Genomic DNA, 22,900 nt, shown 5'->3' with positions numbered 1-22,900 from the left:
TTATAAGCCCATCACCTTTCTTACATTTAAGAGTTCTTTGGCAAATATTTCTGCTTCCTCTTTTGTATTATAAAATGCAAAGCTTGCCCTTGCAGTTGAACTTACATTTAGGTATTTGTGTAGTGGCATAGCACAGTGGTGGCCACTTCTTACTGCAAGACCCTTGCTATCGAGGATTGATGCAATATCGTGTGGGTGGATGTCATCATAAGTAAAGGATAGGACAGCCCCCGTTTTTGAGTTTTCCGGATAGAAGGTCTTGATATTTGGGTAATCTTTGATTAAATCGTAGGCATAGCGAGTCAGTTCTGATTCGTATGAGTAAATCTCATCGATACCTATATTTTCCATGTATTTGATGGCTGCTGCAAGACCTACTACTCCACCTACATCTTGGGTGCCTGCTTCAAATTTGTATGGCAATTCTGCAAAGGTCACTTCTTGCTCATAGACATATTCTATCATATCTCCACCTGTTAGGAATGGGTCCATATTTTCTAGCAAGTCTTTTTTGCCATAAAGGACACCTATTCCCATTGGCGCAAGTAGTTTGTGGCCGGAAAATACTAGGAAATCACAGTCCAAATCAGCCACATCCACCTTTAGATGAGGTATGAGTTGAGCACCGTCAACTATGGCAATAGCACCAGCATCATGGGCCCAATCAACGATCTTTTTAACATCTATTATTTCCCCTGTGACATTTGATGCCCCAGTGAAAGATACAATTTTTGTCTTTTCATTAATCTTATTTTTTAGATCATCGTAGTCTAGGGAATGGTCATCATTGAGGTAAGCATAAACGAGTTTTGCTCCAGTTTTCCTTGCTACTATTTGCCATGGTACAAGGTTGGCATGGTGTTCTAGGATAGTGATTAGTATTTCATCATCCTTTTTAAGATTTGCCATAGCGTAGGAATAAGCTACTAAGTTTAGAGCTTCAGTAGCATTTCTAGTAAATATTACTTCTTCTCTGTGTTTTGCTCCTATGTATTTTTGTATATAGTCCCTAGATTCTTCATAGGCAGTCGTAGCCACATATGATAGGTAGTGGGCTCCCCTGTGTGGGTTTGCGTTTTGGTATTTATAATAATTGTCGACAGCATCTATAACCTCTTTTGGTTTTTGGCTAGTTGCTGCCGTATCAAGGTAGATGACCTCCTTACCTACATTTTTGCTATCTAGGTAAGGAAAGTCAGCTCTAATTTTTTCTATATCCATCTTAATTCCTTGTGTTCATTTGACGAACTTCTTTTTTGAGTTCTTCTCTTAAGCTTTCGTCTTCTATTTTATCAAGGGTTTTTGCAAAAGTCGCTTCTAGCATCATTGATTCTGCTTGTTTCTTATCAAAACCACGACTCATAATGTAAAATAACATATCTTTGTTAAGTCTACCTACGCTTGCAGCGTGGTTTCCTTCAACTTCTTTTTCAGCACAAAGTAGGATTGGTGCAGTTTTGTTTTTTACATTATCTGAAAACATCATTGAGTAATCGCCAATCTTACCATTGGCACTCACACAACCTGGTCTTAGGTCAACTACACCCTTCCAGTTCTTGTGGGCTTCATCCTTCAAAGCACCGTTGAACATGGCATCAGAATCTGTTTCATTGCCCAAGTGTTCGTTGGTTGCAAGGATGTCTAGGAATTCATCTCCTTCTTTGAAGTAAACTCCATCTTCTATGACCATTGCCCTGTCGCCTTCTAGGATGTTTTTGATGTTTACTAGTGAATGGCTTGCCCCTATTTCAATGTATGAAATATCAAGCATAGCCTCCTCATCTAAGAGCGTTGCGACTGATTGTACGTTGGTAGATTCCTTTGGCAAGTTGGTTACTATAACTAATTTTACCTTGGCTCTTTTTTCTAGATTCACTCTGATTAATGAGTTTAGGTAAAGCTTGTCGCCTTCGCCATTTACATTGACCAAAAATGAAGATATCGAATCTTCTGCCGCATTGATATCTATATTTGAAACTAGGATGTTATTTTCATCGTTCAATTTCAAATCAATAGCTTCAAAGTCACTTTTTTCCTTGATGTCTCTGTATATGCTAAAGTTTCTAAAGTTTTTGTTCTCATTTAAAACTTCTTCTGAAACTCCATAATTTTTACCAGCAAAAGCATCATTTAAGGATTTAATATCATCTGTGTCAGATTCTTTGAAATATGGCTTTTTATCTGGCGCTTTTAGGCTATTTTCTATAAAGTTTAGCCCTGTTGAGTTCCAGGTGTACATTCTCATTTCGTTTAATTTACTCATCAGCCATTTGCTCCTTCTAGTTCCATATCAATTAGATGGTTCATTTCAACCGCATATTCTAGTGGGAGCTCCCTGCTTACTGGCTCTGCAAATCCACGAACTATCATTGATTTAGCCTCATCTTCTGGGATACCACGGCTCATTAGATAAAAGATTTGTGATTGGTCAAGGGAACCAATTTTCGCCTCGTGACCACAGTCCACATCGTCATTTCTAATATCTAGAACTGGGATAGTATCTGATTGAGCATTCTCACTTAACATCAAGTTTTCACAGTCTACTGTAGAACGGCTACCTGCTGTATTTCTCTTCATTTGAACAAGAGATCTAGTCATAGACTTACCACTTCCAGCTGTGATTGATTTTGTAAGGGCTGTTGAATATGTGTGTGGAGCAAGGTGGATCATAGAGCAACCATTGTCTATATATTGGCCATCAGCTGCAAATGTGATTCCTGTGTATTCTGCACTTGCGTATTCACCAGCAAGAACAGATGTTGGATAAAGCATAGAAACTTTTGATCCAAAGGATCCAGAAACCCAAATTACCTTGCCACCTTCGTCAACTATGGCACGTTTGGTGTTTAGGTTGTACATATTTCTTGACCAGTTTTCTATGGTTGAAAATCTTACTTCGGCATTTTTGCCAACAAAGATTTCTACAGAACCTGCGTGTAGGTTAACAACGTTATATCTTGGTGCAGAACAACCTTCGATAAAGTGAACTTTTGCATTATCTTCTGCAATAATCATTGTGTGTTCAAATTGGCCTGCACCCGGTGCATTTAACCTGTAGTAGGATTGAAGAGGGATGTCTACCTTTACTCCTTCTGGAACATAAACTAGGGTTCCACCGCTCCATACCGCGCCGTGTAGGGCTGCGTATTTGTGAAGTGTTGGTGGGATAGCTCTTTGGAAATATTCTTTTACAATATCTTCGTGTTCTTTAAGGGCTGTTGCAAAGTCCATAAAGATAACCCCTTGATCTTCAAGGTGTTTTTGGATAGAAAAATACACTTCCTCAGAGTCGTATTGGGCTCCAACTCCTGCTAGAGACTCTTGCTCAGCCTTTGGAATACCAAGTCTATCAAAGGTCGCCTTGATTTCTTCTGGCAAAGCATCCCAATTTGATTTTTTGTCAGTTTTTGGCTTAACGTAAGCAGTGATATCAGCCACATTAAGCTCTGATAAATCTGGTCCCCAAGTTGGGTTTTCTAATTGTTCAAATATTTCTAGGGATTTGAGACGTCTAATCCTCATCCAATCAGGTTCACCTTTTTCGCGAGATATCTCATTTACTATATCTGCATTGATGCCCTTCTCTGTTATTTTCTCATAAGTAAACTCGTCGATAAAATCGTAGAATCCACGATCGAGAGTTTTTAATTTTTCTTCTATATTGTTACTTGGCATAGTCTACACCCATTCGTATCCACGTTTTTCAATCTCATCCATTAGTGATGCATCACCTTCGTGGGCAATCTTACCATCTTTGATGACATGAACGTAGTCAGCATCTATGCTTTCTAAAAGTTCTCTGTGGTGGGTGATGATGATAACTGCATTGTCTTCGCTTAGGAAGTCTTTTATACCAGCTGATACAATTCTTACAGCATCAACATCAAGACCAGAGTCAGTTTCGTCAAGCATAGCTAGTTTTGGATTTAACATTTTTAGTTGGAGGATTTCGCTTTTTTTGCGTTCACCACCAGAAAAACCAACATTTACATATCTACTTGCATAGTCTTCAGAAAGGTTTAGGCTTTCCATTTCTTTGGCAAGTTTTTTGCTAAATGATAGCATTTGTGGTTTTGTTCCTGTGATTTGTTCTTCAGAAATTCTCAAGAAATCATTTAATTTTACCCCCGGAATCTCATCTGGGTGTTGGAAGGACATGAAGATACCGCGGCGAGCACGTTTGTCGACAGATTCTTCTGTGATATCTTCGCCTTCAAAATAAATTTTTCCTTCTGTTACTTGGTAAACAGGATTTGCCATGATTGTATTCATAAGTGTTGACTTACCTGAACCGTTTTGGCCCATAACAACATGAACTTCTCCCGCATTTACTCTTAGATCTATACCTTTTAAAATCTCTGTATCCTCAACTGATACATGAAGATTTTCTACTTTTAATAATTCAGACATATTTACCTCTTTTATTTCTAAAATAAATTCGTATAAAGTATACTACTTTACTAGGAATTATCAATCATTGTTCTTTACTCATTTTACCTCTTTTTTTCCAATAAAAAAACGAGCTTTTGCCCGTTAATTACTACAAATTTTAATTATTTTGATTTATTTTATTTTCTATAACGTCAACTAAAGCTTTTACGGCATCTTCTTCATCATCACCACTTGCTTTAATGGTGAGCTCGTCGCCGTTAGAAGCACTCATGCTAAGAACTGACATGATAGACTTTGCATTGTAACTTCTACCATTTTTTTCTACAGTAATATCGCACGGAAATTTTACAGCAGCTCTGATGAAAATCGATGCAGGTCTGGCATGCAAGCCAATCTCATTAGTTAGTGTGACTTTTTGCTCGTACATAGCAGCTCCTTTCCTGATCTTCTTATAGAACTATAGTACAATATTTTTTTGTAAAATGCAAACATTTTCCACGTTACCACTATAAAGAAAAAACTCACCATATTTCAGGTGAGTCTATAAGTTATATTCTTTTTAGTAATTCAACTAAGAATTTGTAGTTGTTTTCAACTGATTTGATGTGGACTTTTTCTGCTGGAGAGTGAGCTCCGTGGATTTCTGGTCCAAATGAAATCATTTCTACATCTTTTAGTGTTCCTTTTAGCAAACCACATTCTAGGCCGCCGTGGGTTGTGGCAATTATCATTTCATCACCGTGTAGGTCCTTCCAAATGTCCTTTGAAAGTTCTATTAGCGGAGTATCTTCTCTTTGCCATCCTGGATATTCGCTATCAATTTCAGCGCTTCCACCATAATTTTCTACTATCTTCATAACTTGGTCTGCTATAGAATGTTTGGCAGAGTCAAATTGAGATCTTATCATGCAAGAAAGTCTGATTTCCTTGTCATCTTCTTCAAGGATTCCGATATTTGATGAAGTTATAGTTTCACCCTCAAGTCTCTTTACTAGACCATTTGGTAGGGTAAATAGGCAGTCGATAAATCTTTTTGATAAGTCTTTGCTGAGAACATCCCCATCAAAACTTGCCTCTTCTACTGTGATTGTTCCCTTTGGATCTGTGTCTTTGGATTCGTTTAGGATTTCATCTTTTCTTTGATTTATAATATCAATCGCTTCTGCCCTATCAGCAACAGAAACAATTGCATAGGCATTTGAAGCTATAGCATTTCTCTTTACTCCACCGGAAAGCTCGGCAATTTGAAGTCCATCTATGTCAAGAAGTAGACGAGATAGGGCTTTGATTGCATTGAGGCGAGCCTTATGGATTTCCATACCTGAGTGGCCACCTTCAAATCCTCCTAGGCTTACTTTTATGAAGTCACCACTTGCTTTTTCGTATTCTTTGGCAAAAGATATTGGTAAGTCAAGGCCACCAGCACAACCGATTGTGATATATCCCTCTTCTTCAGAGTCAATATTTAGAAGATATTTGGCCTTTATATCTGATGTATCAAGAGCTTGGGCACCAAGCATAGAAGTTTCTTCTTCTGTTGTGATTATTGCTTCAAGAGCTGGGTGATCTAGGCTTTCATCATCTAGGATAGCTAAGATATAAGCAACTCCCATACCATCATCAGCTCCTAGAGTTGTACCATCAGCTGTTACCCAATCACCATCGATTAATAATTTGATAGGATCTGTGTCAAAATTGTGGTTAGAATCATCTTCTTTTACACAAACCATATCCATGTGAGCTTGAAGGGCAACAATTGGCTTATCTTCAAAGCCTTTTGATGCAGCTTTTCTTATCACTACATTCTTTGCCTCATCTTGGCGCACTTGTAAGTTTCTTTCTTTGGCAAAATTTACTAAATAATTTGAAACAGCCTCTTCATCACCTGAACATCTAGGGATTTGGCTAATTTCGCTGAAAAATTTCCACACTTCTTTAGGGTTTAATTCTTTAATTTCCATTTACTTCTCCTTTTTATACTAAGTCCTAGATTACTAATACCCAATTTTATTTCTAAGTTTTTTAATTGTTAAGATAAGTTTGATTGACCTTAGGCCAAAGGCATTTGTTTTCTTTGTAATAATTGACTTATTAGCTTCATAAATCTCCCTGATCTCTTTCTTATCATAGCCAAGGTCAAGGCCTGTCATAAGCTTATTTACAATATTTGCCACAAGTTTGTGATTTACGGCAGCTTTTTCTCTTGGGCTTAGATTTAGCTTTTGATCATTTATTAGCCTATTAGAAAAATCTATGTCAGCTTTGATCTTATCTAAAGAAAAGGTCGACAAGGTCGGTCTATCGCTATCAATCCTATAGTAGGTCAAATATTCTGGGACTATTTCTATTTTCCTTGAATATTTTATGACACGAGTCATAAATTCTATATCTTCACCATAGGAAGAAGATTCATCAAAACGAATATTATTATCAAAAATCACTTCTCTTTTTATTAAAAAACTGCTGATATGAAGTTTATTTTTGCTGATTAGATAATCTACTAGAAAATCCTTCTTGCTAAAGGCACTTTTCATAGGCACAATCTTTTTATCATATAACTTGTAATAGCCACATGTGCAAGTATCAGCATTTGTAGCTTCAATTTGCCCATACATTTTTGGCAAAAAATCTTTATGATAAAGGTCATCCGCATCCAAAAAACATATATAGGGGCTGGCAGATCTTTCTATGGCAAAATTTCTAGCGGCAGACACTCCACCATTTTCTTTTTTATAATATGAAATATTACCATATTTTTCTCTCAAATTAAAGATTAGCGATTCTGTCCCGTCAATAGAACCATCATCAACAAGGATAATATTAATATCGGCAAAATTATTGTCTTCTATTGATTTTATAGTTTGACCTATAAAATTCTCCCCATTGTAAACCGGGATTATAATATCTATCTTGGCCATAGCCTTACCTCTTATGTATTTTATATTTATTATTTTATATTTATGATAAGTTTTGTCAATTTAAGATTAATTGATTTTATTTCCAAATTATCTTTAAATAAATAAAAAACTTTTTACAATTATTAAAAGTATGATATAATATGTTTTAACATAAGTGATACAGAGGATTAATTTATGAGAAGAAAGAAAAGAAAATTTGGTTTTTTTAGGACTATAATATTTTTAGCCTTTATAGTTGTAGTCTATAATTTTTTAAGAACTAGATACAATGAAACTAAATATTATGTCGATTCTCCCTTAGATTCAGTAAGTGAAATTTTTAGCCAAGCTTTCAAAAACGGTGATTACAAGACTGATAACAAAAGAACCTTAAAAAGGAATTTACAAAAAGAAGCTGACAGTGGAAACGACAATGCAAGATGGCTTGTGGATAATTTTGATTATTTAGATGATAACTTGATATATCTAGCAGGAAATGATCCTGATGCCATTGACTTTGTCTATAATTATTCAAATGAGATTACAGATTTTGAGTATTATCCAGGAGAATCTGTAGATATTGAAAGAAGTACCCCATATTTTCTCCAATGGGACAACAGGTGGGCCTATGACTACTTAGGAGATTCCGTAATTGGTCTTGCTGGCTGTGGTCCAACATCTATGGCCATGGTTCTAGCAAGATTAGAGGGAGATACTTCCATAGATCCAGGAAAAATCGCCCTTGATGCCCAAAATTATATGACTGACGATGGTATAGCATGGAAGTTTTTTAATGACGAGGCAAATATCTACGGATATACTGCCTACGATATTTCTAATGATGAGGGTGCAATGATTGATGCCTTAGAAAAAGGTCCACTCATAGTTTCTGTAGACAAGGGGATATTTACTCTCTTTGGCCATATTCTTGTGATTGATTCCTATCAGGACGGCAAATTTGTCATAAACGATCCCAATAGTATGAAAAAAAGTGAAAAATCTTGGTCTTACGATGAAATCAAAGATCAAATAGCCCATATTTGGCTGATTAATTAATTTTTTAAACAAAACACTAGAAAGCTACAGTCAAATCTTTCTAGTGTTTTTATAATTCCTTTTAATTAAATTTTTTTCTTCAACAATCCTATCAATATTAGCAAAATAATCTCGCAAGTTTCTAGGATTTCTGTATTTACTTCCATTCATAAGCTTAGAATTTGCATTCATGCCAAGTCCTATAATATTCTCTAGCTCTTCATTAATTGCTATATTGTAATGTTGGGCTGTATTATTTTTTTGATAGCCCACGTTTTCAAGATTGGATATTATATTTTTCTGGCGGTAGAGGTAGTAGGGTTTGTAGGAATTTTTTTCTGTAAAATGTTTTATGGCTTCACTTATGATTAGGGCATCTTTTACAGATCCCATCTTATTATTTTCCCTATACTTGGAGCCTACCTTGCTGGCTAGAGCGTGGAAGGTTATATTATCAGGACCAAGCTTTTCTAAAATTTCAAAATTTTGGTCAAAAGATTTTGCATCCTCACCTACTAGGCCAACTATAAAGTCCATATTTATAACAAATCCTAGGTCCAAGGCTTTTTCATACATTCTAAGAAAATGGTCAAAATCATAAGACCTGCCAACAGATTTTACTACCCTTTCATTGAAGCTTTGAGGGTTTAGGGATATACCTGTCACTCCATAATCCTTGAGCAATTTTAATTTTTCCTCATCTAGGGTATCTTCTCTTCCTGCTTCAAATATATATTCAAAAGAAGAAAATCGCTGATTTACTTTATCCAAGAGTCTTTCAAGGTCCTTATGAGAAAGATATGATGGGGTTCCTCCTCCTATGTATATGGATGATAGGTATTTAGGCAAATCTACCATATCAATTTCTTGGCAAAGGGTCTCTATGTAGGAAGCCCTATCGTGGTGAGGACCCACCAAAGTCGGATAAGAACAATAAGAACACCTTGTCGGGCAAAAGGGAATATTGATATACAGGTTAAAGGAATTTTTATCAAAAGAAAGTTTATCCTGTTCATTCTTGACATCTATAAGCAAGCTTAGCTTATCATCTGATAAGAAGTATTTTTCTTTTAATTCATCCGCCCTATATTTTTGCAAAAGCTTAGATGGCTTAGATCCTGTTAACATCCCCCATGGCGACTCATATCCTGTTTCTTTTACTAGTATGTTATACAATGTAGATTTGAGCTGGTAATTATCTTGGTAATGATAAGACCTACCCTTAAAACCAATTTCATCATCGAGTATATCAATATCTCCTTCTTCCACAAATTCTATATTACTGTGGTCATAGAAAATATTTAGGATGTCATATACAATTTTTCTTTTATTTTTATCAAGCAAGTTAATTTTCATGGGAATATTGTACCACTTATCCCAAATAACCAACCACTTATCCTCATATCATTGACTGATTATTTATCTAGTATAGAATAAAAGCAAGGAGATGAGAGATGAAAGTTGAAATAGTAGTCGATAAGAATTTGAAAGAAAAGGAAGTCATAATAAAAACTCCAAAAGTGGACCAGGAAAGTCTTGATATCAAAGAGAAAATTTTGTCTAATGATATACAAATTCTGTCTGGCATATATGATGAAAAGCTTGAAATCATAGACCTGGATGACATCATAAGAATCTATGCCAATGACAAGAAAGTATTCACAGTAACCGAAAAAAAGACTTACCTTATGAAGCTTCCCCTTTATAAAATCGAAGACTACTTAAGTGGGAAAAATTTTGTAAGGATATCAAATTCTGAGATTATAAATTTGGATAAGACCAAAAATTTTGATTTTAAGTACCTTGGTACCATAAGCTGTGAAATGGACAATGGGGATATCTGCTTTGTATCTCGCAGGGCAATGAAAAAAGTAAGAGAAATACTTGGAGTCTAGGAGGAGATTATGTACGATTACGAAAAAGCTCTAGAAGACAAAAAATTTAAATTAAAAGATTATATACTTTGGTCTTTTGCAGGTCTAGGTCTTATATTCTTTTTATCCGTAATATTTCATAATAGTATTATTAATGGAGAATATATATTTATAAGCAAGAGTCTTTTAGTAGGCAGAAGCCTAAAAGATGCCTACTTGATTCAATGTGTAGTAATACTTGCAACAATGCTTTTGGTGCTAATACTTTATTCTAAAGTAATATTAAAACTTGAAGAGAATGAAAATTTCCCACCAGCCCTAGTAGATCTGATATTTTTATTAATATGTGTTGGCCCATTCTATATTATGTTCTATGCCTTGGGCTTTGTAGATACTGCATCTTTTGATACTAAAAGAGTTATTGTAACAACATTTATCATGACGATAGTCGCAAGGATAAGGCAAATCCATAATCAAGTTAAAGTCATGAAAAAAGTTAATCAAAGGCTCAAAAAAACTGGCAATTAAGCCAGTTTTTCTTACTTTTTCAAAAATTCATAGGCCCAAGCCTTGTCGATCTTTTCTGCCTTGGACTCATCAAATAGGCCCTTGTATTGGTCAACTATTCTGTCATATACAGGCCTTACAAAGCCTAGGGTGTATTCCTGGCCACTTGTAGTTCTTAGCAAGAATGTATCTTGATCTATTAGCCTAAATGATTCTAGGTCATCGTGATTAAATTCTAATTCATCGCTTTCCAATAGCATGTATTTTAGAATTTCTACCGCCTTATCAGACAAGTAATTTTCAAAAATCACGATTTTTTCACGAACTTCTTCTATATCTGTGGTCATTCTTGTAAGATATTTCTCTTGCTCATCCTTATGAAACTTATCCAGCATGGCAAGACTTGATACAAAGGCAAGTCTGTTTTTTACATCGGTAAATTTAGGATCATTTACTATCATAAACTTAGTTTCTTCGTCTGTGTAGACAAATCTGTAGTTTAAGATAAATTCGTGCTTGCAATTAGGGCAAGTCACTTTGCCAAATTCATTTGTGAGTATGGCCTTCCTATCATCTGTAAATGCTGCTGTATTTAGGTCTTTTTCAAAAGAATGCCCACATGATGGACATGTTATTCCAAAAGTTTTTTCTCTAGTCTGCATAATATCCACCTTAAAACTCTATGGTGTTAATCTTTAGTTCAGGGTCGGCTTTTTTGACAAGTTCTCCATCTAGGATGTCTACAAATAGCTCAACTGTCAAAGAACAAATGCCTTCTCCTAGGTGGCCGCCTATTATAGAAAAGTCTTCTCTACCACAAGTGATGTGAGCATGAACCATTGGCTCTCCCTCAAATCTTGTGACATTTCCAACAAGACTTGTAATTTCCATATCTTCACTAAAGGTCTCCCAAGCATATTCGCTATCTCCAGGGTGAAGCAGGCCAAGTTTTATCTCATTTGCAGCTCCTATTCCTGCAAAATGGCAAGCCTTTATATCTTCTTCTCTTACCATTTTTTCAATTGATTCAATAATTTTGTCACCTTTTTTTAATCTAAGTACAATTTTATTTCCAAATTTTTTATAGTCCATAATACACCTCTTAACTTGTTTTTACCCAAATTACAAGATGATTATTCAAATTTGATGGCTTTTAATAATGGTATTGTAAGAATTGAGGCAAATATTACAGAAATCACACCATTGGTAAAGGAAACTCCAGCTTTTTGTACAATTTCAACCATGCTAGCTTGGCGAGTTAATCCTAGGATGTATACATTCTTTATATAAGATTTGCCAAGATATAGGATAATGTATGTCAGTTGACCAAGAATAGATGCTATCACTATATTAGATTTTTTAGTTGCCATTCCTTTGCCCTTTTTATAAAAATACCATCCAGCTACATATGCCAATAAAAATTTATTTAAAAATGTTGTTGGTGCTGATGTAAAATAAACCGGATCAAATAGGTCAAAAAGCGCTGAACCAAGACCTGCAGCAAGTCCCCCAAATCCTGGACCTAGAATAAGGCCTGATAAAAGGCAAAATACATTGCCCAAGTGAAATCGAGTGTTGCCAAAAGGTGTTACAAATGGAATTTGCAAGTAATTTGATACAAAAACCAAAGCTGTAAAAAGTCCTATGTAAGCAAGTTTTTTTGTAGTTAAATTTTTCATACTAATCCCTCCCTGACTTATAGTATACCACATAGAATATAGTAAAATAATATATTGAGGTGATTAAATGAGTGAAAATTTAGGTCCAATACATTATATGATGTATGACAAAATTAAATTTCAAGATGAAATAACAGCTTACTTGCTAGATAATGACACAAGCGAAGTTGATAAAATAGCCAATGCCGTTTCAAAAAATCCACTGGAAGAATTAATCGACCAGGACAATGTCCACGGCTGGTTGGATTCAAAAATAGATGTAGTAGAAAAAAGATTAAATTATGCCCTAAAACATAGTAATAATCCAAAGGAAAAGATGTTTGAGTTTGGAAAGAAGATTGGTCAGAATAAAAATTTTGATGATTTTAACCAGATTTTTACCGACCTAAATATGTATCTACTTGATGGAATGCCTTGTGACAATGGCCTCTCTGCCCAAGTTGATGAAATCGGGGACTTGTATTTGATTACAAATACCAACCTTCATACTAAGTATGAAAACGAAGATATAAATCCAGCAGATTCCCTAGATAATGTCTGCGAGGGTGGCCATGACCACGACCACCATGAGAACTTTGAAGTGAGTGAAAGAAATCAAATCAATTTAGAAAATAAATCAAAAAATGAAAAATCCACCTACCACGACTTTAGGTATGAATTTTTGAAAGGATATTTTTCAAATAGTCCATATGATGTCGAAATGGTAAATGGAGTTAACTTTAGGATTTTTAATAGATAAGGGGCTGTTGCAAATTGATAGATATCTATCGTTCCATAATTGGAGTGCACTCCCAGAAAGTTTGAGGTTTAGCCCGTCGGCTTGTTGAGACCTTTCTGGGAGGGTGCTCGAATTATATAGGAACGATTTATCTATTTTGCAACAGTCCCTATCTATCCATAAATAATTTCTAATAAATCTTCGGCTAGTTCTATATTTAATTTTTGGACCTCAATCATATATATAAGTTTATCTCTCACTTTTTCAACTGTTTTTGGAGTATATGTCAACAAATATTCTACAACTTCTATTTGGCGTTTAGCCTCTTCTACAGATTCTTCCAAATATCTTTTAAATTCCATATCACGAGAAGCCGGGCTGTCTTTTTCTGTAGTTGCAAACGAGCTTGCTGTTGGTGTTAGAAGGCTGATTGATAGGGCAGTAAGTAATATTTTTTTGATATTCATATTCTTCTCCTTTTATAGCTGCAATAAATAGATTTTCTAATAAATATTCTCAAATTCACCAAGTAGGGCATAGGATTTTCTAATTAGATAATAGGAATCATCCATGAGATCATAAAGCTTATCAACAACATTGGCTACTGTTTTTCTAGAATGTTTTCTAGGGCCTGGAGTTGGATTTCTGATTGTTTTATGACTAATCTTAATTGATCTTTTGGCTATTTCTCTAATCCTTGTTTTTTTCTACATCTTCTGGGCTTGAGGCATAATAAACATTCTCATCCCAGATATCAGATCTGATTTCTTTGATAGTATCTAGAATTTCTTTTTTAAGATTTTCATCTTGTTTAAGATAGATTGTATCTTCCCTGTAGGCAGAATCACTTGGAATGTAGCTATATGAGCTGCTAAAGACGCTTGAACTTTCATAGGACACATTGTTTCAAATTTTTAAATATGCTTAGTCCAAGACATATAAGAGCTAAACTTAGAAGCATGCCAATTTTTTAATTTTTTCATATTAAAATCTTGCGTATATGTTTTCACTATTTTATAACTGCTTTAAATAAAAAGTAGGATTTATAAAGAAAATTTTACATTTAAAAACCAGCTATCATAGCTGGTCTGTCTTTATAAAGTTTCAAGCAATTCTTCTGCTGTCTTAATATATTCCTTGGTTTCTGCTAAAAGTCCGATTAGTTTATCCTTAACTTTTTCAATGGTTTTTGGATAGTTTTCTATGATATCTTCACAAGCATCGATTTGAATTTTGGCATTTTCTATAGATTTTTCAAGATCAGCCTTTATCTTTGCTCTATTTTCTAAGGCTTCAACTTCCTCGAGAATGTTTCCATTTTCTTCTTCTGGAATATTTTCCTCTACTTCTGGTATATTTTCCTCTACTTCTCCAGGAACATACTCTTCTACTTCTCCTGTGTTTTCACTTGATGATCCACTATTATTTCCCTTGAAATAATTTTCTCCAACTTCTCCGTTTTTGTTTCTATCGAGCATAAATGGATATAGCCAATCTCTGCCTCTAACAATTGGTAGGCTGTATCTATTGGTCGCCAAAAGCTCATCAATAGTTAGTGGCGTCCTTTTATCTGTGTTCATACTATCTAATTCTGCTCTCTGATTATCTGTTAGTGCTAAGTATGCATCTCTAGTCTTTGATGACCTATAAAAGGCAGAGTTTTTATTAACACCTGCCGCATATGACCTATCAAAATTACCCATTAGACCAAGAAAAGCAAAGCTTAGAGCAAGTCCTGTCGCTGCGATTTTTTTATTTATTTTCATTTCCCCTCCTCAGTCAATAAGGATTTTTATCATTCACCATTTAAGAATTGTAATTATTGATGATTTATCCTTATTAAAACACTTTCATTACAGATATTTTATAATAAACAATATTTTTTATCAATAAATATAAGGTGTTCTTTGTAAAACTCCACAAGAAAAGAGCTGCTAGATAACTAACAGCTCCCTTATGGTAAATATTATTGTTCCATCAAGGCTCTAAGTTCTTTTATGAGCTCTTTACTTTCCTCGATTAGTCCTACTAATTTTCCCTTAACATTTTTAATAGTTTGTGGATATTTATTAATCAAATCCTCTGCAGCTTTTATTTGTATTTCAGCTTCTTGGATTGATTTTTCAACATTTTTTCTTACTTCTTCTGAAATTTTTTCTTTGTATTTGCCAGTACTTAGGATATACTCACCAATTATTTTACTTTGTTCTTCATTGTTGTTTGCTACATCCTTTGCAAATTCTGCTGTGGCAAATGTTTCTTTTTGACCTATCTCTTTTACCTCAGCAAATCCAACATATTTAAATTCTGGATTTAAAAGGTCGTGCATACTAGAGTTCCAATCGCCCCTTACACCATTTTCTTCTAATAAGAAGTCATATTGGGACTTATTATCTGCTTTCACTAAGTTTGCATATGACCATTTGCCAATTGGGTCAGTAATATTAGGATCGATTGTATCTGCTGAAAGGACTTCTCTGTCTGAATGTGTTCCATTGACTGTGGCTATAGTAAAGTCTGAAAAGTCAGGTCTTTGGCTACCTAAACCTGTGAATGTTTGTTCAAAAGATCTTTGAATGGCGATTTTTTCCAAATCATTTGACCATTTTATACCGTTGATATATTCTTCTTTAGTTTCATAGCCATATTCTTTGGCAATATCACGGATAGTGGTTCCTTTTTCGTTGTTAGATCCCATAGTATATGGGACATTAGATTCCCAAGACTTGTCACGGACTTCTCTTAGGTCCATTAAGAATTGTTCGTAGCGAAGTTGATTAGGGTTTACTATAACTGTCTTTTCTTTGTAAGCTCCGCCAGCCTTTTTTACGCCTAGGTCTAAGTGCTTGTCGTTAGCTTCGCTTGCTGCAAGGCTTAACGAAGGATTTGCAAAGCTATTTATACCTAGGAATGAAAATGACAAGGCAAGTGTTGCTGCTGTCAATTTTTTGATGTTTTTCATAATTTTCTCCTTAAAGCTCTTTAGCTTTGATAATTATTCTCAAAATCCTTTCCTTAGTAAATTACCCACTTATTTTATTTTTTAATCGTTTATATCATAGAAACCTTTCTTGTATGAGGATAAGGCAAGCCTTATAGTCAGAACGCTTATTGCCACTAGTATGATGCTTATTATTATCCAGCCAATATAAGGAGTACTGGCAAAAAATTTACTCAATAATACATTTAAAAGGACGATTAATCCTATAAATATCATTGATAAAAAGTAGTAAAGAAGCTCCTTGACCCCTCCCTTGGTGATTTCTTCAGGTTTAGTCCAATTTGTCTTTATATTTTTGCTCCCAGTGTATAAAGCAAAGCTATTTGCTAGTATTGAACCCAGACCCATCCCCACAAAGAGAAGAATTCCATTAAATATCCCAAATCTGACAGTGAGGATAAATAGTATGGTAAGAATTAGGTTAAAGGCAAGACTTATCAAGCTAGCTGCAAGTAACCTTGCCTTAAAGTGTTTTTTGTAGTCTATAGGAAGACTTTGGAATAGATAGAAGCTCTTGTGTTCACGGGATAGGGCAGTGTTGGCAAAGCCAGAGTTTGACCAAATCATTAGAGCTAACAAAAATCCTATGAGGAAAATCCAAAATCTTATTTCAGGTGCAGCAAAAGAAAAGTTGCTAACATCTTTTCTTATTTGTGAACCAGTTTTTGCACCCAGAGTTCCAAAAATAATAAACATAGGTATGGTTGAAGCTAGGAAAACCACATTGGAAAATAGGGTTTTTATATCTCTTTTAAATATTGCAGAAACTTGGGAATGCGCCTTAAGATTAACCTTAGAAAGATTTTCTTCTCCCTTATTTTTATGGTTTTTAGAAGACTCTTTGCCAAGGCTATGGTAATAATTTTTGTCTGCAAATTTATAAAGTCCATAGCCTATCAAGGCTGATGAGGCTAGAAATACCAAAGTATAGATTATATTATTAAAAAGATTTCCACCTACAGCCTTGCCAAAAAGTTTGGATGTGAAAAACACATTTGAAATACCCTCTATTTGTTCAATAGCCATAGATATAGCTTGTCCAGTTTCTCTTGCAGAAGATCCATTGTCATTTAACATAGGGTAGGCATAAAATACTCCCAATATAGCAAAAAGTATTACATAACCAATAGTCTTTACAAGTTTGCTATGCTCTCCAACATTGGTAAATCTCATGAGGATTAAAATCAAAAATGTCAACAGCCCATAGGTCGTAAAAATCAGGCTAAAGAAATTTACCAAGGCAAATACCAATATCTTTACGGAAAAGCCTCTATTGATAAAATAAATAATAAAAGTTATTAGTAAAAATAACAAATAATCTACAAATGAAAGCACATCACCCAAAACCTTGCCAATAAAAAGCTCGCCTGGCTTTAAGGGTAGGGTCTTATAAATACTTATTTTTTTGTCAGAAAATATATTGGATATGATTTGTGGCATGTGAAAAACCAAAATAGTTAGGCTTACCATTATGCCAAAATAAGTAAAATACATGGCATCCCCATCAGGATTAGGAAGAAATATCTTGCCTACAACAAACATAATCATATAGGCAAAATATGCCATGAATGCATATCCAAACAATAGGGTTATCACCCTTAAAAAATGGTTTTTGGGCAAATTTGCAATTTTTTTGTTTTTAAAAAAAGGAAAGAATGATTCCCAGAAGGCATATCTTGCTATAGTTTTTATATTATTCATCAGTAAGCTCCAAGAATACTGCTTCTAGGTTTTCCTTGTGGCTTGATTGGTTTTTGATCTCGTCAAAAGTTCCCAAGGCTATGATTTTGCCCTTATTAATGATGGCAATCCTGTCGCAAAGTTCTTGGGCCACGCTCATAACGTGGGTTGAAAAGAAAATAGATTTGCAATCTTTGGCCCTTTGCCTTAGGATATTTTTCAAATTGTAGGCGCTTTTGGCATCAAGACCTACCATAGGTTCATCAAGAATTAGTAGATCTGGGTCATTGATAAGAGCCCCTATAAGGGCAAGTCTTTGGGCCATACCGTGAGAATATGTTTCTATTTGGTCTCCCATGGCCATCCTTATATCAAAAAATTCCAAATAATAATCAAGTCGTGCCTTTCGCGTTTGCTCGTCTATTCCGTATATATCAGCCAAAAAATTTATGTACTCATAACCAGAATAGTTTTCAAATAGTTCTGGGTTGTCAGGTACGTATGAGAATTGCTTCTTATAGGATATTGGGTCCTCATCCATAGTGAGCCCGCCCATGGTGATACTTCCACTAGTGATGGAATTGATACCAACAATAGACTTTATAGTAGTAGATTTACCTGCTCCATTTGGTCCTAGAAAACCAAATATTTCACCATTTCTTACATCAAAAGATATGTCATCAACAGCAATTTTGCCGTTGGAATAAGCTTTTGTAAAATTTTTTACTTCAATCATCTTCGCCTCCTTTAGCTAAATTCTATCATAGGGATAAATATATTTAAAATATGAATTATATAGTTTTAAAAATACAAGATTTAATCAGTAACTTCAGCTTTTTCTTCACTCTTTTCATGATTAGAGTCATGACTATTTATCAAAAACGCAAGTAAAACTCCTATCATTGTATCCAATGTTGTGTTAAAGGCATAGCTATAGGGCAAGTCAACTGAATCGACATGGTTTACAGTGATTGATAGAAATACTATGGCTGTCATCACTATGGCCTTTGGCTTATCAAGCATAGACATAATCCAAATTATAATAGAAGTGATGATACATATTACTGATAACTCAATGGCTTTGGGGAAAAAAAGTGGTGGCACTATCAACAAGTATAATAAACCACATATACCACCTATTACTGTTCCAAGGGCTCTATTTATACCAACTTCTTTGGTTTCTTGGGCATCTTGTTGCAGGCAAATTATAGCAGCTATGGCACTAGAAAGTGGCAAACTTTCCCCAGGCCTAAAGTAAGATATCAATAGGGCAAGGTTTAAGGCTATCAAAGTTTTAATAATTCTAAGTCCAGGTTTTTTTAATTTCATTTATTACTCCAAAAGATATTTGTATTTGAAATAGATTGTATCATATAGGTGATTTATTTAAAATAGAATAATTATTAAGTAATAGGGGCATATTCCAGTATAATAAATTTATCTAGTAAATTTAAGGACGGTGAAAATGAAAAATCATTTTGATGACAAAAGGAAACTAATATTTAGAATATTGGTCGATTCGATAATAGTCGGTATATTCGCAGGCTTATTTTCAGTCCTCTATAGGTTCATTATTTCAAAGATGGATATCTACAGGGGCTATTTGTATGCTGATTCTAACATAAAATCTATACTAATATTATTAGCGATTGCAATTATATCTTCTTATACAATTTATAAGCTCTTAAAATGGGCGCCTCTTTCTGGAGGAAGTGGTATTCCCCAAATCCGAGCAGAAATACTTGGCAAATTCCAAATGGAAGAAGTTCCTACTATTGCTTCAAAAATCATAGGTGGAGGCCTGGGCAATCTCATGGGATTTTCCCTCGGTCGTGAAGGTCCATCTATCCAGATAGGTGGAGCAAGTGCCAAGCTTGTTGGCAAGTTTCTTAAAAGAGAACCTGATGAAATAAAATATTTAATCACTGCAGGAGCTGCCGCTGGCCTTGCTGCAGCTTTCAACGCTCCTTTAGCAGGTTGTATATTTGCCATTGAGGAGCTGCACAAGTCTTATTCCAAATATGTTCTTTTGCCAGCCCTAATTGCATCAATTACAGCAAATTTCATATCCTTTGTCTTGATGGGACCAGAGACTGCCTTCTCCTTTGCAGTAGCCGAGTCTTTGCCAATGAAATTAATCTGGGTTGCAATACTTATAGGAATCCTCACAGGAATTATTGGAGTTTTTTACAATACTTTGATTGTAAAATTCCAAGATATGTTCAAGAAATTAAGCTCACCAATATCAAAATATGGTCTACTTATGGCTGTTACAATCCTTATTGGCTTTACATTTTTTAAGGCTACTGGTGGAGGACACGGACTTTTGGAAGAAATGTCCTTGAACAAATTTTCTGTTGTTTATATACTGATGATCTTATTAGCTAAGCTTTTCTATACAACTTTTTGCTACGGATCTGGGGTCCAAGGTGGTATTTTCTTGCCAGTCCTTGTCATAGGCGGCTGTTGTGGATCTTTGATATTTTCTATGCTAAGAAATGCTGTACCTATAGATCAGTTTTATATAAATTTCCTCATATTAGGAATGAGTGGCATACTTGCATCTGTTGTAAGAAGCCCTATACTTTCAATAATCTTAGTATCAGAGATGACAAAGACCTTTGAACATCTCATAGCCCTTTCAATAGTTGTGATAGTCTCATACTACATAGCAGAAGCCTTCAAAGTGGCTCCAATCTATGACACACTTCTAGAAAGACAATTAAAGGACAAGAATTTACTAAGTCCAGTCGAAAGAGAACTTGGCAATTATTCTATTTTTGAATACACTATGACAGAAAATCTTGAAGTTGTTGGTAAAAGACTAAGGGAAATCGACTTTCCAAAACACGTCATCGTCTTATCTATAGAAAGAGATGGCCAGGAGTTTGTTCCAAATGCCGATGATTATATACAATCAGCTGACAAATTGACAGTCCTTGAAGATGCCACAGATGCCCTAGATATAGACAAATTTTTAAAATATGAATAAAAAAGGTGTTGCAAATTAATAGATATTTATCGTTCCATCATTAGAGTGCACTACCGAAAAGTTTGAGATTTAGCCCGCCGGCTCGTGGAGGCCAAACTTTTCGGGAGGGTGCTCGAATGATTTAGGAACGATTTATCTATTTTGCAACAGCCCCTTTATTTTATTAATGATTCTTATTATAATTTTCCCTTATCTCAAAATCTGACCAATTTACCACAATGGCCATAATTACTCCAACCATAGTGTCAAAGGTCCTATTAAAGGCAAATAGAAATGGCAAGTTGCCCTCGTTGCCGTGGTTTATAGTAATTGACAAAAATACTATGGCCATGATGGAAATAGCCTTAGGTTTGCCAGCCATAGCCATTACCCAAATAATGATTGATGCTAGTAAACTAATCAAAATAAGTTCCAATGCCCTTGGCAGATAATTTGCAGGCACTATCAAAAGATATAGCAAACCACACAAACCACCAAGCATGGTGCCAATCACCCTATTTATACCAATCTCGCGGGATCCTTCCACGTCAGATTTTAGGCAAATTATGGCAGCAATAGCACTATAAAAAGGCAAGCCCTCTCCTGGTCTAAAAGATGAAATCAGCATAGCAAGAGTGACAGCTATGAAGGTCTTAACTATTCTAAGGCCAGGTTTCTTAAATTTCACTTTAGGCTCCCCATGAGAAAGTCGTAGAAAGTATCCTCATTTACCCTAGTGACCCTATAGTTTTTCTTCCTTGTATCAGTCCTATAAAGACTTCCCATCTCTCCCTCAGAATCGTCAACATGAATTCCAAAACCTGACTCCTCAAAGATAAAGGCCTCAGGCATAAGCATCAAATACATCAAAAGATTGGCTTTAAGGAGTCTATAATTATCTTTCTTAAACTCATCTAAGATTATATCCAGATTCTTATCTTGACCTGACAATTTTTCTATCATACCATCAGAAAGACTAAACTGATTAGCTATTTCTATGGGTAATAAAAATAAGTCAATACTAGAATTTAAAATCTTATCAACAGATGCTGGGTCTTCTATAAAAGTTTCTGAAACTTCGCCATCACATTCCCCACCAAGGATAAAAATATGGGATATATAATCCTCTATCTCAGGGGCTTCCTCTATGGCCTTGGCAATATTTGTAAGACCTGCTGTAGCAATGATATCAAGTTTGCCACAATCACTGGCCTTATCAATTATATTTTCATAGGCAGGCATATTTTCTATGTAGTCTTTTCTTGTAGTAAAAATTTCCTTATCCAAATGATGGTAAGGAGAAAAATCCTCACCAGCAGCCACCGATAAATATAGGCCATCATCAGCCATAAGGCCGACAATATTTTCAGCAGCAAGTTTTGTATTCATCATCCCAGATCCAGTAGACAAAGCCACAAGCTCAAAATCATAAGACTTTGTAGCCATATAAGTCATCAAGGCCTCATCTGGAGCAAAATTTGTATCTATATATAAAAATGGTTTTTCGTAATCCATAATACCTCACTTTTTTCTACTATACTAAGATAAGGCATTTTTACCATAAAAAGGACAGCTTAGCTGCCCTGTGATCGATAAAAAGTATAAATTCTTAATTCATAGATTTTTATATTTATTTACATACAAAAACAAATATCTCATATTTATCTATAAATTTCTCTCCTGTGGCCTAGGCTTAAAGCTAGAATTAGAAGCTTGCCATCTTCTATCTTGCAAATAAGTCTATAGTCTCCAATCCTGTACCTCACAATGCCAGCTGTATCTTCCCCTGGTGTCTCTCCATAAATCCAAGGATTTTCTACATTCCCTATCTTATTTTTAATATATTTTAGAATTAACCTAGCATTTGACTTATCAATTTTGCCTAATTGTTTATTAAATCTATCAGTTGTTTCAAAACTACACATCAAATTCCTCAAATAATTCTTCTATTGGGTGAGAAACTGGATTCTTTAAATATTCTTCGTAAGCCTCTTCGCCAACTTTTATGTCGTATTCATCTTCTAGCTTATCAAGGATGGCAGATTTCACCACATCAGAAAAACTCCTATTGGCAAAATCAGCGTATTCATTAATAGCTCTCTCTTCTTCTTTGGTAAATCTAATTGATTTTACAACTGTATCCATA

General features: G+C 34.9%; 27 protein-coding genes. 5 read left to right on the top strand and 22 right to left on the bottom strand.

Annotation, left to right across the window (positions count from 1 at the left end; translation table 11 throughout):
- The 7 genes from QNH69_RS03310 to QNH69_RS03280 all read right to left on the bottom strand — a co-directional run bounded on the left by QNH69_RS03310 (position 1) and on the right by QNH69_RS03280 (position 7,310).
- Entirely contained in the window at positions 1-1,221 is a 1,221-nt protein-coding gene (locus QNH69_RS03310; protein ID WP_282929190.1) for a cysteine desulfurase, read from the bottom strand.
- Between the two features lies 1 nt (position 1,222).
- On the bottom strand, positions 1,223-2,263 hold the full coding sequence (locus QNH69_RS03305) for a SufD family Fe-S cluster assembly protein (protein WP_282929189.1): 1,041 nt from the start codon (positions 2,261-2,263) through the stop codon (positions 1,223-1,225).
- A complete protein-coding gene (gene sufB / locus QNH69_RS03300) occupies positions 2,263-3,675 on the bottom strand; it encodes a Fe-S cluster assembly protein SufB (RefSeq protein WP_282929188.1) in 1,413 nt (470 codons plus the stop codon). Before sufB ends, QNH69_RS03305 begins: the two co-directional genes overlap by 1 nt.
- A 3-nt stretch (positions 3,676-3,678) precedes the next feature.
- Entirely contained in the window at positions 3,679-4,410 is a 732-nt protein-coding gene (sufC, locus tag QNH69_RS03295; RefSeq protein WP_282929187.1) for a Fe-S cluster assembly ATPase SufC, read from the bottom strand.
- 139 nt (positions 4,411-4,549) lie between these two features.
- On the bottom strand, positions 4,550-4,819 hold the full coding sequence (locus QNH69_RS03290) for an HPr family phosphocarrier protein (RefSeq protein WP_282929186.1): 270 nt from the start codon (positions 4,817-4,819) through the stop codon (positions 4,550-4,552).
- Between the two features lie 121 nt (positions 4,820-4,940).
- The gene (locus QNH69_RS03285) at positions 4,941-6,353 is read right to left on the bottom strand and encodes an aminoacyl-histidine dipeptidase (protein WP_282929185.1); all 1,413 of its coding nucleotides are present in this window, start codon (positions 6,351-6,353) and stop codon (positions 4,941-4,943) included.
- Positions 6,354-6,386: 33 nt separating this feature from the next.
- Positions 6,387-7,310 carry a glycosyltransferase family 2 protein gene (locus QNH69_RS03280; protein ID WP_282929184.1) on the bottom strand — a complete coding sequence of 308 codons (924 nt, stop codon included), beginning with the start codon at positions 7,308-7,310 and terminating at the stop codon, positions 6,387-6,389.
- A 174-nt stretch (positions 7,311-7,484) separates the two neighbouring features.
- On the opposite strand from QNH69_RS03280, the gene QNH69_RS03275 reads away from it, so the two are divergent.
- Positions 7,485-8,345: a C39 family peptidase gene (locus QNH69_RS03275; protein ID WP_282929183.1), complete on the top strand. Its 861-nt coding sequence runs from the start codon at positions 7,485-7,487 to the stop codon at positions 8,343-8,345.
- 30 nt (positions 8,346-8,375) lie between these two features.
- On the opposite strand, the gene hemZ is transcribed toward QNH69_RS03275, so the two are convergent.
- Positions 8,376-9,680 (bottom strand): coproporphyrinogen dehydrogenase HemZ, encoded by a 1,305-nt coding sequence (gene hemZ, locus QNH69_RS03270; RefSeq protein ID WP_282929182.1) that lies wholly within the window; start codon positions 9,678-9,680, stop codon positions 8,376-8,378.
- A 98-nt stretch (positions 9,681-9,778) separates the two neighbouring features.
- Here hemZ and QNH69_RS03265 point away from each other — a divergent pair, with 98 nt between their 5' ends.
- Positions 9,779-10,219: a LytTR family DNA-binding domain-containing protein gene (locus QNH69_RS03265; RefSeq protein WP_282929181.1), complete on the top strand. Its 441-nt coding sequence runs from the start codon at positions 9,779-9,781 to the stop codon at positions 10,217-10,219.
- 9 nt (positions 10,220-10,228) lie between these two features.
- Positions 10,229-10,726 (top strand): hypothetical protein, encoded by a 498-nt coding sequence (locus tag QNH69_RS03260; RefSeq protein ID WP_282929180.1) that lies wholly within the window; start codon positions 10,229-10,231, stop codon positions 10,724-10,726.
- Between the two features lie 11 nt (positions 10,727-10,737).
- Here QNH69_RS03260 and QNH69_RS03255 read toward each other — a convergent pair whose 3' ends face one another.
- The 3 genes from QNH69_RS03255 to QNH69_RS03245 are packed head-to-tail and all read right to left on the bottom strand — an operon-like array spanning position 10,738 to position 12,384.
- Positions 10,738-11,367, bottom strand: a complete 630-nt coding sequence (locus QNH69_RS03255; protein WP_282929179.1) for a CpXC domain-containing protein — start codon at positions 11,365-11,367, stop codon at positions 10,738-10,740.
- A 10-nt stretch (positions 11,368-11,377) separates the two neighbouring features.
- Positions 11,378-11,797 carry a PPC domain-containing DNA-binding protein gene (locus QNH69_RS03250; protein ID WP_282929178.1) on the bottom strand — a complete coding sequence of 140 codons (420 nt, stop codon included), beginning with the start codon at positions 11,795-11,797 and terminating at the stop codon, positions 11,378-11,380.
- A gap of 41 nt (positions 11,798-11,838) precedes the next feature.
- Positions 11,839-12,384 (bottom strand): ECF transporter S component, encoded by a 546-nt coding sequence (locus QNH69_RS03245; RefSeq protein ID WP_282929177.1) that lies wholly within the window; start codon positions 12,382-12,384, stop codon positions 11,839-11,841.
- 67 nt (positions 12,385-12,451) lie between these two features.
- Here QNH69_RS03245 and QNH69_RS03240 point away from each other — a divergent pair, with 67 nt between their 5' ends.
- Positions 12,452-13,123 carry a hypothetical protein gene (locus QNH69_RS03240; RefSeq protein ID WP_282929176.1) on the top strand — a complete coding sequence of 224 codons (672 nt, stop codon included), beginning with the start codon at positions 12,452-12,454 and terminating at the stop codon, positions 13,121-13,123.
- A 152-nt stretch (positions 13,124-13,275) separates the two neighbouring features.
- On the opposite strand, the gene QNH69_RS03235 is transcribed toward QNH69_RS03240, so the two are convergent.
- The 7 genes from QNH69_RS03235 to QNH69_RS03205 all read right to left on the bottom strand — a co-directional run bounded on the left by QNH69_RS03235 (position 13,276) and on the right by QNH69_RS03205 (position 19,112).
- On the bottom strand, positions 13,276-13,569 hold the full coding sequence (locus QNH69_RS03235) for a hypothetical protein (RefSeq protein WP_282929175.1): 294 nt from the start codon (positions 13,567-13,569) through the stop codon (positions 13,276-13,278).
- Between the two features lie 223 nt (positions 13,570-13,792).
- Positions 13,793-14,002, bottom strand: a complete 210-nt coding sequence (locus tag QNH69_RS03230; RefSeq protein WP_282929174.1) for a hypothetical protein — start codon at positions 14,000-14,002, stop codon at positions 13,793-13,795.
- Between the two features lie 194 nt (positions 14,003-14,196).
- Positions 14,197-14,868 carry a hypothetical protein gene (locus QNH69_RS03225; RefSeq protein WP_282929173.1) on the bottom strand — a complete coding sequence of 224 codons (672 nt, stop codon included), beginning with the start codon at positions 14,866-14,868 and terminating at the stop codon, positions 14,197-14,199.
- A gap of 200 nt (positions 14,869-15,068) precedes the next feature.
- Positions 15,069-16,064, bottom strand: coding sequence for a hypothetical protein (locus QNH69_RS03220; protein WP_282929172.1), 996 nt, complete (start codon positions 16,062-16,064; stop codon positions 15,069-15,071).
- Between the two features lie 81 nt (positions 16,065-16,145).
- Positions 16,146-17,804, bottom strand: coding sequence for a hypothetical protein (locus QNH69_RS03215; protein ID WP_282929171.1), 1,659 nt, complete (start codon positions 17,802-17,804; stop codon positions 16,146-16,148).
- Positions 17,797-18,519 carry an ABC transporter ATP-binding protein gene (locus QNH69_RS03210; protein ID WP_282929170.1) on the bottom strand — a complete coding sequence of 241 codons (723 nt, stop codon included), beginning with the start codon at positions 18,517-18,519 and terminating at the stop codon, positions 17,797-17,799. Before QNH69_RS03210 ends, QNH69_RS03215 begins: the two co-directional genes overlap by 8 nt.
- Positions 18,520-18,599: 80 nt before the next feature.
- The gene (locus QNH69_RS03205) at positions 18,600-19,112 is read right to left on the bottom strand and encodes an aromatic acid exporter family protein (RefSeq protein WP_282929169.1); all 513 of its coding nucleotides are present in this window, start codon (positions 19,110-19,112) and stop codon (positions 18,600-18,602) included.
- 136 nt (positions 19,113-19,248) lie between these two features.
- Here QNH69_RS03205 and QNH69_RS03200 point away from each other — a divergent pair, with 136 nt between their 5' ends.
- Entirely contained in the window at positions 19,249-20,775 is a 1,527-nt protein-coding gene (locus tag QNH69_RS03200; protein WP_282929168.1) for a chloride channel protein, read from the top strand.
- A 163-nt stretch (positions 20,776-20,938) separates the two neighbouring features.
- On the opposite strand, the gene QNH69_RS03195 is transcribed toward QNH69_RS03200, so the two are convergent.
- From QNH69_RS03195 to QNH69_RS03180, 4 genes are all read right to left on the bottom strand, one after another.
- Positions 20,939-21,442: an FUSC family protein gene (locus QNH69_RS03195; RefSeq protein WP_282929167.1), complete on the bottom strand. Its 504-nt coding sequence runs from the start codon at positions 21,440-21,442 to the stop codon at positions 20,939-20,941.
- A complete protein-coding gene (locus tag QNH69_RS03190; protein WP_282929166.1) occupies positions 21,439-22,269 on the bottom strand; it encodes a nucleoside hydrolase in 831 nt (276 codons plus the stop codon). Before QNH69_RS03190 ends, QNH69_RS03195 begins: the two co-directional genes overlap by 4 nt.
- Positions 22,270-22,415: 146 nt before the next feature.
- Positions 22,416-22,679, bottom strand: coding sequence for a type II toxin-antitoxin system RelE/ParE family toxin (locus tag QNH69_RS03185; RefSeq protein ID WP_282929165.1), 264 nt, complete (start codon positions 22,677-22,679; stop codon positions 22,416-22,418).
- Positions 22,672-22,899 carry a type II toxin-antitoxin system RelB family antitoxin gene (locus tag QNH69_RS03180; RefSeq protein ID WP_282929164.1) on the bottom strand — a complete coding sequence of 76 codons (228 nt, stop codon included), beginning with the start codon at positions 22,897-22,899 and terminating at the stop codon, positions 22,672-22,674. The genes QNH69_RS03185 and QNH69_RS03180 overlap by 8 nt, the downstream gene beginning before the upstream one ends.
- Between the last annotated feature and the right edge of the window lies 1 nt (position 22,900).

Origin of the sequence: Anaerococcus sp. Marseille-Q7828 (assembly GCF_949769285.1) — a bacterium.
Lineage (GTDB): Bacteria > Bacillota > Clostridia > Tissierellales > Peptoniphilaceae > Anaerococcus.
The sequence above is the reverse complement of the archived record's forward strand: the minus strand, read 5'-3'. Positions and strand labels throughout refer to the sequence as shown.

What these genes read in the sequence shown, in the direction of transcription:
- QNH69_RS03180 (WP_282929164.1), bottom strand. Translation starts at nt 22,899, where the DNA reads ATGGATACAGTTGTAAAATCAATTAGATTTACCAAAGAAGAAGAGAGA.
- QNH69_RS03265 (WP_282929181.1), top strand. Translation starts at nt 9,779, where the DNA reads ATGAAAGTTGAAATAGTAGTCGATAAGAATTTGAAAGAAAAGGAAGTC.
- QNH69_RS03210 (WP_282929170.1), bottom strand. Translation starts at nt 18,519, where the DNA reads ATGATTGAAGTAAAAAATTTTACAAAAGCTTATTCCAACGGCAAAATT.
- QNH69_RS03310 (WP_282929190.1), bottom strand. Translation starts at nt 1,221, where the DNA reads ATGGATATAGAAAAAATTAGAGCTGACTTTCCTTACCTAGATAGCAAA.
- sufB (WP_282929188.1), bottom strand. Translation starts at nt 3,675, where the DNA reads ATGCCAAGTAACAATATAGAAGAAAAATTAAAAACTCTCGATCGTGGA.
- QNH69_RS03260 (WP_282929180.1), top strand. Translation starts at nt 10,229, where the DNA reads ATGTACGATTACGAAAAAGCTCTAGAAGACAAAAAATTTAAATTAAAA.
- QNH69_RS03200 (WP_282929168.1), top strand. Translation starts at nt 19,249, where the DNA reads ATGAAAAATCATTTTGATGACAAAAGGAAACTAATATTTAGAATATTG.
- QNH69_RS03250 (WP_282929178.1), bottom strand. Translation starts at nt 11,797, where the DNA reads ATGGACTATAAAAAATTTGGAAATAAAATTGTACTTAGATTAAAAAAA.
- QNH69_RS03255 (WP_282929179.1), bottom strand. Translation starts at nt 11,367, where the DNA reads ATGCAGACTAGAGAAAAAACTTTTGGAATAACATGTCCATCATGTGGG.
- QNH69_RS03275 (WP_282929183.1), top strand. Translation starts at nt 7,485, where the DNA reads ATGAGAAGAAAGAAAAGAAAATTTGGTTTTTTTAGGACTATAATATTT.
- QNH69_RS03240 (WP_282929176.1), top strand. Translation starts at nt 12,452, where the DNA reads ATGAGTGAAAATTTAGGTCCAATACATTATATGATGTATGACAAAATT.
- QNH69_RS03305 (WP_282929189.1), bottom strand. Translation starts at nt 2,263, where the DNA reads ATGAGTAAATTAAACGAAATGAGAATGTACACCTGGAACTCAACAGGG.
- QNH69_RS03235 (WP_282929175.1), bottom strand. Translation starts at nt 13,569, where the DNA reads ATGAATATCAAAAAAATATTACTTACTGCCCTATCAATCAGCCTTCTA.
- QNH69_RS03215 (WP_282929171.1), bottom strand. Translation starts at nt 17,804, where the DNA reads ATGAATAATATAAAAACTATAGCAAGATATGCCTTCTGGGAATCATTC.
- hemZ (WP_282929182.1), bottom strand. Translation starts at nt 9,680, where the DNA reads ATGAAAATTAACTTGCTTGATAAAAATAAAAGAAAAATTGTATATGAC.
- QNH69_RS03205 (WP_282929169.1), bottom strand. Translation starts at nt 19,112, where the DNA reads ATGAAATTAAAAAAACCTGGACTTAGAATTATTAAAACTTTGATAGCC.
- QNH69_RS03185 (WP_282929165.1), bottom strand. Translation starts at nt 22,679, where the DNA reads ATGTGTAGTTTTGAAACAACTGATAGATTTAATAAACAATTAGGCAAA.
- QNH69_RS03225 (WP_282929173.1), bottom strand. Translation starts at nt 14,868, where the DNA reads ATGAAAATAAATAAAAAAATCGCAGCGACAGGACTTGCTCTAAGCTTT.
- QNH69_RS03220 (WP_282929172.1), bottom strand. Translation starts at nt 16,064, where the DNA reads ATGAAAAACATCAAAAAATTGACAGCAGCAACACTTGCCTTGTCATTT.
- QNH69_RS03190 (WP_282929166.1), bottom strand. Translation starts at nt 22,269, where the DNA reads ATGGATTACGAAAAACCATTTTTATATATAGATACAAATTTTGCTCCA.
- QNH69_RS03280 (WP_282929184.1), bottom strand. Translation starts at nt 7,310, where the DNA reads ATGGCCAAGATAGATATTATAATCCCGGTTTACAATGGGGAGAATTTT.
- sufC (WP_282929187.1), bottom strand. Translation starts at nt 4,410, where the DNA reads ATGTCTGAATTATTAAAAGTAGAAAATCTTCATGTATCAGTTGAGGAT.
- QNH69_RS03285 (WP_282929185.1), bottom strand. Translation starts at nt 6,353, where the DNA reads ATGGAAATTAAAGAATTAAACCCTAAAGAAGTGTGGAAATTTTTCAGC.
- QNH69_RS03245 (WP_282929177.1), bottom strand. Translation starts at nt 12,384, where the DNA reads ATGAAAAATTTAACTACAAAAAAACTTGCTTACATAGGACTTTTTACA.
- QNH69_RS03290 (WP_282929186.1), bottom strand. Translation starts at nt 4,819, where the DNA reads ATGTACGAGCAAAAAGTCACACTAACTAATGAGATTGGCTTGCATGCC.